Annotated in this window: 7 protein-coding genes; 6 read left to right on the forward strand and 1 reads right to left on the reverse strand. The window is 57.4% G+C overall.

The features are described 5' to 3' along the window. Window positions 1–89 precede the first annotated feature (89 nt). From LUQ43_RS09830 to LUQ43_RS09855, 6 genes are all read left to right on the forward strand, one after another. Window positions 90–2,099, forward strand: a complete 2,010-nt coding sequence (locus tag LUQ43_RS09830) for an ATP-dependent DNA helicase (RefSeq protein ID WP_299966914.1) — start codon at window positions 90–92, stop codon at window positions 2,097–2,099. Then, window positions 2,087–2,545: a methylated-DNA--[protein]-cysteine S-methyltransferase gene (locus LUQ43_RS09835; RefSeq protein WP_299966917.1), complete on the forward strand. Its 459-nt coding sequence runs from the start codon at window positions 2,087–2,089 to the stop codon at window positions 2,543–2,545. The genes LUQ43_RS09830 and LUQ43_RS09835 overlap by 13 nt, the downstream gene beginning before the upstream one ends. Window positions 2,546–2,682: 137 nt before the next feature. Next, a complete protein-coding gene (locus tag LUQ43_RS09840; protein ID WP_299966920.1) occupies window positions 2,683–3,609 on the forward strand; it encodes a 2-dehydropantoate 2-reductase in 927 nt (308 codons plus the stop codon). Beyond that, entirely contained in the window at window positions 3,606–4,214 is a 609-nt protein-coding gene (locus LUQ43_RS09845; protein ID WP_299966923.1) for a molybdenum cofactor guanylyltransferase, read from the forward strand. The genes LUQ43_RS09840 and LUQ43_RS09845 overlap by 4 nt, the downstream gene beginning before the upstream one ends. Before the next feature lie 150 nt (window positions 4,215–4,364). Then, window positions 4,365–5,222, forward strand: a complete 858-nt coding sequence (locus LUQ43_RS09850) for a PAS domain-containing protein (RefSeq protein ID WP_299966926.1) — start codon at window positions 4,365–4,367, stop codon at window positions 5,220–5,222. Continuing rightward, a complete protein-coding gene (locus LUQ43_RS09855; RefSeq protein ID WP_299966929.1) occupies window positions 5,219–6,694 on the forward strand; it encodes an ATP-binding protein in 1,476 nt (491 codons plus the stop codon). The genes LUQ43_RS09850 and LUQ43_RS09855 overlap by 4 nt, the downstream gene beginning before the upstream one ends. Before the next feature lie 363 nt (window positions 6,695–7,057). Here the strand turns inward: LUQ43_RS09855 and LUQ43_RS09860 are convergent. Beyond that, on the reverse strand, window positions 7,058–7,465 hold a 408-nt coding region (locus LUQ43_RS09860), incomplete at its 5' end, for a DUF3800 domain-containing protein (RefSeq protein ID WP_299966932.1).

Here is a 7,465-nt window from a genome sequence, read left to right on the forward strand (position 1 = left end):
ATACACAGTTATACTTTTTTCGGCATGCTACACCTTCACCCCGCATCCCCACACTCATAAACCCAATCAGCACCAACACTGATCCACCAATGGACAGCATCGACACCTACTTCCCGTACAGCGAGTACCGGCCCGGCCAGCGCCACATGCTTGAGGTCGCGGCCGAAGTGGCACGCACGGGCGGTGTCGCGATGATCGATGCCCCGACCGGCTCCGGAAAGTCAAGCGTGGTCGCATCGCTCCTTGCCGAGAAGAAGAGCCGGAAGATCGTTGTCGCTGTCCGGACCGTGAGCCAGCTCACGACCTTCATCCGCGAACTCGAACTCGTCAAACGGAAACAGCCCCAGATAAAAACCGTGTACCTGGTCGGCAAGAAGAGCATGTGCCCGCTCGGCGGCGAAGGGGACATCTACCGCAGGTGCGAAGGGGTCAAGGCATTCTCGAACTCGCTGATGCGGGACCGGGCCGATAAGGGAGCCCTCACGCCCGCAAAAGATCCGTTCATCATCCAGCAGATCCGGCGCATGGACAAGGAGCACCCGCTCCTCTGCCCGTATTACATCGCGAGCAAGATGTTCGTGCCGGCCGAGAGCATGGGCGTCAAGATGGTGCCCTCGACAGCCCTGAGGAACAAGGCCGACCGGGTGATCCAGAACCCCGTCCCGCCCCGGGAACTCACCGAGTTCTGCGGCGAGATCTGCCCGTACGAGCTGATGATGCAGGCCGCCCGGAACACGGACGTGGTCATCCTCAACTATCACCACCTCTTCAACCGCGACATCCGCGAGCAGCTCTACGCAAATCTCGGCGTCGAGTCGCAGGATGTCATGCTCCTCATCGACGAGGCGCACAACTGCGGGGACGTCATCACCGGTATCGAGAGCGTCACGCTGGTGGAGAGCGATCTCGAGCAGGCATCCCGCGAACTCTCCGGCATGGCGAAGCGCCACAAGGGGGCCGAGGCGGTCCGGCACGTGCTCCCCCGGCTCACCGAGTTCATCCGGGGCCTTGCAAACTCGGTCGAGGCCGAGGACTGGTTCGATCCCGCGATCTTCGACCGGATGATCGTCCGCGAATCCCTCTACAAGGACATGGACGAGATCGTGGACGACCTCATGGGCATGGCGGAGATGATCCGGGAGAAGAACATAAAGGGCGGCGAATTCCGCGAGACCGCCATCGAGCGGCTCACGGAGTTCCTCCTCCGGCTCTCCAACTCAGCGACCGACCCGGCGTTCCTGACGCTCTACCGCAGGGACGAGTCGGGGATCACGCTGGAAGTCCGGAGCATCGATCCCGCTGCATCCCTCACGGAGGTCTGCGGTTCGCACCACTGCTGCATCCTCATCTCCGGCACGCTCTCACCGGTCGAGAGTTTCCGGAAATATTATTTCGGCAACGCGAACGTCACCACGCTCTCGCTGCCCAATGCGTTCCCGAAAGAGAACCGGCTCATCGCGTGCGCAAACGACATCACCACCGCGTACTCGATGCGGCAGAACAAGGACAATACGAACCGGATCGCCGGATATATCCGGGCGTTCTCGGCCCTGAAAGGCAACCGTGCGATCTACTTCCCCAGCTACCAGATCCTTGAATCCTACGCGGAACTCACCTCCCGCGATATCCGGGGGAAACGGATCTACATCGAGCCCCGGGACACTGCCGAAGCGAATGCCGCGCTCGCGGAGTTCCTCGCCCTGCCCTCGCGGCGCGAATCAGGTGTCATGTTCGCAGTTGTCGGCGGAAAGTGGAGCGAGGGACTCGACTACCGGGGCGAGATGCTGGCCGGCGCCATGGTGATCGGTCTCCCGCTGGCGCCGTTCAACCGCGTCCGCAAGATGATGATCGAGTATTACCGGCACAAGTTCGGGGCCGAGGGCGAGTTCCTCTGCTACACGCTGCCAGCGGTCAACCGCTCGCTCCAGGCGCTCGGCCGGGTGCTCCGGACACCGGAGGACCGGGGCGTGCTCGTGCTGGGCGAAAAAAGGTTCCTGGAACAGAGAGTGAGAACTGCCCTTCCACCGTGGATGCAGGCCGAGATGATCGTATGCGATTACACGCAGTTCCGTGAGGTGCTCGCACAATGGAAACAATGAGCGGCTCCTGCCGGCTCGGGCTCTGGTATGTCCACGTGCACTGGAACGGAAAGACGGTCCACCGGATCCGGTTTGCAACCACCGGCATCGCGGGCGATGTCCCGCTGCTGGTCCGGCAGTTCTGTGCAGGCCGGCCGGTCGATCTCCGGACGCTTGAAAGTATCGCGATCCAGGGCGACACCCCGTACAGCCGGATCTACCGGGCTGTCCAGGAGATCCCGTACGGGAAGACCGCAACGTACGGGGAGATCGCCCGTATGGCTGGTACGATTCCCCGGGTTGTCGGGCAGGCCATGGCCCGGAATCCGACCCCTCTTGTCATCCCCTGCCACCGGGTTGTTGCTGCTGACGGGATTGGGGGATTCTCTCCCGCAATAGAGATCAAGGAACTGCTGCTCGCGATGGAGAAGAAGGGGCTGCGCAAGGCCGGCGCCGCTCCTGCGTAAACTACTACATAGAGGAGATCCAATTATTTCTGTAATAACGGGGTGCAGCAGACCTAGGTCCGGAAATCTCAGCGGGATACTCCCGTTCTGCACATCCCGCCACCCCCTACAACTCCCGTACAGGAACGATGCAGCATATGAAGATCCTCATTCTCGGAGCAGGCGCAGTCGGACTCTCGGTTGCAGCGAAGCTCTCGAAGGTCTGCGAGGTCCACGCGGTCTGCCGGAAGAGGAGCGCCGACGCAATCGCCGCACGGGGATTTTCCATGACCGGGATCTGGGGCGAGGAAAACTTCCGGTTCCCGGTGTCCGACAGCGTTCCTGAGGAAAGCCGGTTCGATTACATCATCATCTCCTCAAAATCGCAGGACACGGAAGCGATCTGCCGGCAGTACGCGGCAGTCATCCGGGATACCGAGACCGTCAGCCTCCAGAACGGGATCGGCAACGAGGAGATCATCAGTGCCTATACGGACCGCGTCATCGGGGGCATGATCATCACCGGGTTCGAGTGGCAGGACGATGCCGCAGTCCACGTCTCCGTTGAAGCAGGCCCCATGAAACTCGGGCGGTTCCCCAACGGGCTCGACGAACCCGTGGAGCGGCTGGCCGATCGTATCCGGGCAGCTGGCATGAACGTTGAGACGAGCAGCACGATCCGGTCCGAACTCTGGGGAAAGACCCTGTACAACTGCGCCCTCAACCCGCTCGGGGCCGTGATGGGCGTCCCGTACGGCAGCCTTGTCCATCCCGCATCGTGGGCAATCATCGAAGCGATTGTCCGGGAAGTGTTCCTGGTTGTGGCCGCAGAGGGAGTCCGCATGCCATGGCCGGATGCGGATGCGTATCTCGCGTATCTCCGGGAGGAACAGATCCCGGCAACCGCAGCCCACCACTCCTCCATGCTCCAGGATTTTGTAAAAGGCAGGAAGACCGAGATCGGGTTCATCAACGGGGCAGTCGTGCAAAAGGGACGCGGGCATGGCATCCCGACACCCTGCAATGCGATGATGGTTGACCTGATCCGGTTCCGGGAATCACTGGCCGGGGGAGAGAGGTCATGAGAACTGCGGTGATCCTTGTCGGCGGGGAAGCCCGGCGGGCCAATGGAAAGGAGAAATATTTCTTCCAGTACCAGGGCCGGACATTCATCGAACGCCTTGTGGACAACATCCGGAGCGTGGTGGACGAGATCATTCTCGTGGCCCGCGATCCGGAGCAGTGCCGCCGCTTCGATCACCTGGAAGGAGTGCGATGCATCACCGATATCCGACAGGGTATCGGGCCTATCGGCGGGCTCCATGCCGGGGTTCTTGCAGCACACGGCGACCTGATCTTCGTATCCGCCTGCGACATGCCCTGCATTGAGCGCGGCGTTGTCTCATACCTCTTCGACATCATCGGCACCAGCGATGCCGCAATCCCCAGCTGGAACGAAGACCTGCTCGAACCCCTGCTTGCAGTATACCGGCGGGACGTCCTGATCCAGTACCTGAAAAGCCACGAATCGTTTGCGCTGCGCCCGATGATCCGGTCGATCAACACCCGCTATGTCCCGGTCAGCGATCTCAGGGCCATCGATCCGGACCTCCACACGTTCATCAATATCAACAAGCTCGACGATCTCCAGCAGATCAATGGCCGGGACAGTTCCGGTACGCCGGAATAAGCGGTTGCCGGAATCGAAGCGCAATTGCAGCACAACAGGACGTTTCCCCCGACCGGATGCCGTAATTTATATGGGATAATCGCATCGGTTAGTAAGAGTAACAGGAGCATCGTACCATAATCCGGTACCCGGGTTATCCCGGGAGGACACATGACGACACACCCGCTATCCGACAGGAACGAGACGCTGCTGCACGTCATCCTCATCGGCGCGGCATATACCGGTGCGATCGTCACCACTATCTTCTCCCTGACCCACGGAATTATCGAGGTCTTTCCCCTTCTCTATATCCTCCCCATTATCCTCGGGGTCTATTTCTTCCCGGAACGGGCCATGCTCATCTCCCTGGGTGTCGGACTGACCTATATCGGCCTTGTCTTCCTGTACGGGCTTTCCAATTCCAACCTCCTCGTGCTTGCAACCGCATGGTTTGCCATCTTCATCACGATCGGCGTTGTCTTCTCGTCGTATGCCAACAAGCTCCTGAACGAGCGGAGCCGGATCCGGAGTATCCTGGACAATTCGCAGGATGGCATCTTCTGTTTCGACCGCTCCACCGGGAAAATCCTTGAAATGAATGCAAAATGCATCCACTGGCTCCGGTGCGAGCGGGCTGATCTTATCGGAAAGGAGCTGGCGACATTCTGGACTGATGCTGCGGAACGCGAGCAGTTCCTTGCCGTGGTGAAGGCCGGATCCGAAGGCCTGGAATCCCCCGCGGTGTTCCGGGCTAAGGATGGCACGATGCTCCAGTTCATGGTCTCCTCCGTGCTGGTCACCCACGACCGGGTCCTCTGTTCCGCAATCGATGTCACGGGCAGCAAGATCATTGACGAGGAGATCCGTAAGACGCTGGAGGATCTGGAGGGGCAGGTGAAAGCGAGGACCGCCCACCTGGAGAAGATCAACGCTGAACTCCAGGCAGAGATCCTCGAACGCAGGAGATTCGAGATCTCGCTCCTCTCTGCGGAGGATCCTGCCCAGGACGAGAGGGAGAAGACGAAATGAGTACATACGCAAAGATGCAGAACTGGCTTCCCAGGACAGGGAGCACGGTCTGGCTCCTTGCGTTCATCATCAGTATCACCTTTGCCATCCTGGCAACGGTCTTCTCCCTCACCCACGACATTTCCGAAGTATACCCGTTCCTGTTCTTCCTGCCCATCATCCTCGTCGTGTACCGCTATCCCTCCCGCGGAGTCCTCTTTACAATAATCCTCAGTACGGTGTATATCCTGCTGGTTTACCTGCTCAGCGGGTTTAATCCGTCCCTTGTAGCGGTATCAACGGCATGGTTCGTGATATTCATCACGATGGGAGTTGTCACCTCCTCTCTGGCCGAGGGTCTCCTTGCCGAGGAGCGGAAATACCGGGGCATCTTTGAGAATTCCCAGGCCGGCATCTTCACGTTCGATCTTGCATCCTTCCGTATCCGCGAGCTCAACGGGAAATGTGCCCGCATGCTCCGCTATGACCGCCGAGACCTGGAAGGGATGAGCCTCTCTGCCCTCTTCGCTGAACCGGCTGAGTATTCGGCCTTCATCCGGCAGTGTATCAACAGGCCGCCATCGGGCGATATCGAACTCCACTTCACCACCCGCGACAGGGATGTGCGGCAGTTCCTGATCTCGGTCTCCCGCTCGCCGCAGGAGATCGCCATCTGTTCTATCATGGATATCACCGAGCGCAAGCTTGCCGAGCGGGTGATCCACCGGGCCCGCGACGAACTTGAACTGCGGGTAAAAGAGCGGACGGGCGAACTCACGCGATCCAACGAGATCCTCCTGGCCGAGATAGAGGATCGCAAACGTTTCGCGGATGCCATCCAGCTGGCAAACAAGAAACTCAACATACTCTCGTCCATCACCCGCCATGATATCCTCAACCAGATCACGGCAATCGTCATGTACCTCTCGCTTGCCGAGGAAGAGATCACCGACCCCCGGGTGCTTGACCGGCTTAAAAAGATCGACCAGATCGTCCAATTGATCCAGAAACAGATCCGGTTCACCCACAATTACCAGTATATCGGCACGCGGGCCCCGCAGTGGCAGAATGTCGCAGTCACGGTGGACGAAGCCGTGGAGGAGATCGATCTCGGCACGGTCCGGGTGGAGAAGGAACTCGGAAACCTGGAGCTGTACGCTGATTTCCTCCTTGAGAAGGTCTTCTACAACCTGGTGGAAAATTCCCTCCGTCATGGCGGACATGTCACGATATGCAGGTTTTCCTTCCGGCTCGAAGACAACGGGCACCTTATCGTAGTGTACGAGGATGACGGGGTAGGCATCCCTGCCGATGCCAAGGAGAAGATCTTCCGGAGGGAATATTACCGGAACACCGGGTACGGGATGTTCCTGACAACAGAGATCTTGGGTACAACTGCCATGTCCATCCGGGAGACCGGCGAGCCGGGAAAGGGTGCACGGTTCGAGATCCATGTGCCGGAAGGGTCGTTCCGGTTCGGGGGAGCGGATTGACCGGCCTGACAATACCCACTTCGTCATGAAACTGGTCTTTTTTTGTGAAGATTACGTTTTAAAAAAAGGGTGAGATTGTTGGTATACCAACCATCGATTGGGATGCACGTCTTCGCCGCCACCCCTTTTCGGGTGCGCCCCGTGGTGGATCAATAACTAAAAATGAATTTGTTATGGAGAAAATATTGAAATTTTTCTGACACTTGTAGGAGCATGCTGGCGGATACCCAGAAAATCATCACTCCCCAATACGAATTCTTAAATACAGATATTACTTATTATACAAATAGTGAGTAAGTCCCTCCCGAAACGGATGAGGCTACCTTATGGTGGTGTGACAAAGTAGAGAGGGCTTCACTCTTTTCATATTCTCCGGCCTTTAAAAAAATCCAATGCAATTTTCATTTTATCGCATAATTTCGGAAAATGATTTCCTTCCACATACGGTTTGCATCCGTATTTTGTATAATGACGATATACAGTTCCTGCAACAATATCTGCTATCTGGATACCATATTCGGTTTTTGAATTGTGATGGAAAATTTTTACTTCAAGACTTGGAAATCGGTTAAACCTGTCAAACGATCTGGCCAATAAGGTCTGATTGAAATCAAGTTGCCGAATTCCATTCAGAGATTTGTCAATTATTGCTCTGTAGAAAACCTCGATGAAAAGAAATTGTAAGAATCTGTGGATGTTACAGACAATCATCTTATTTGCGATTTCTTTCATCTGAATGCGGAATAATCTGGCTTTGAGATCACCACTGAA

Origin of the sequence: Methanoregula sp., from assembly GCF_028679125.1 — an archaeon.
Taxonomy (GTDB): domain Archaea; phylum Halobacteriota; class Methanomicrobia; order Methanomicrobiales; family Methanospirillaceae; genus Methanoregula.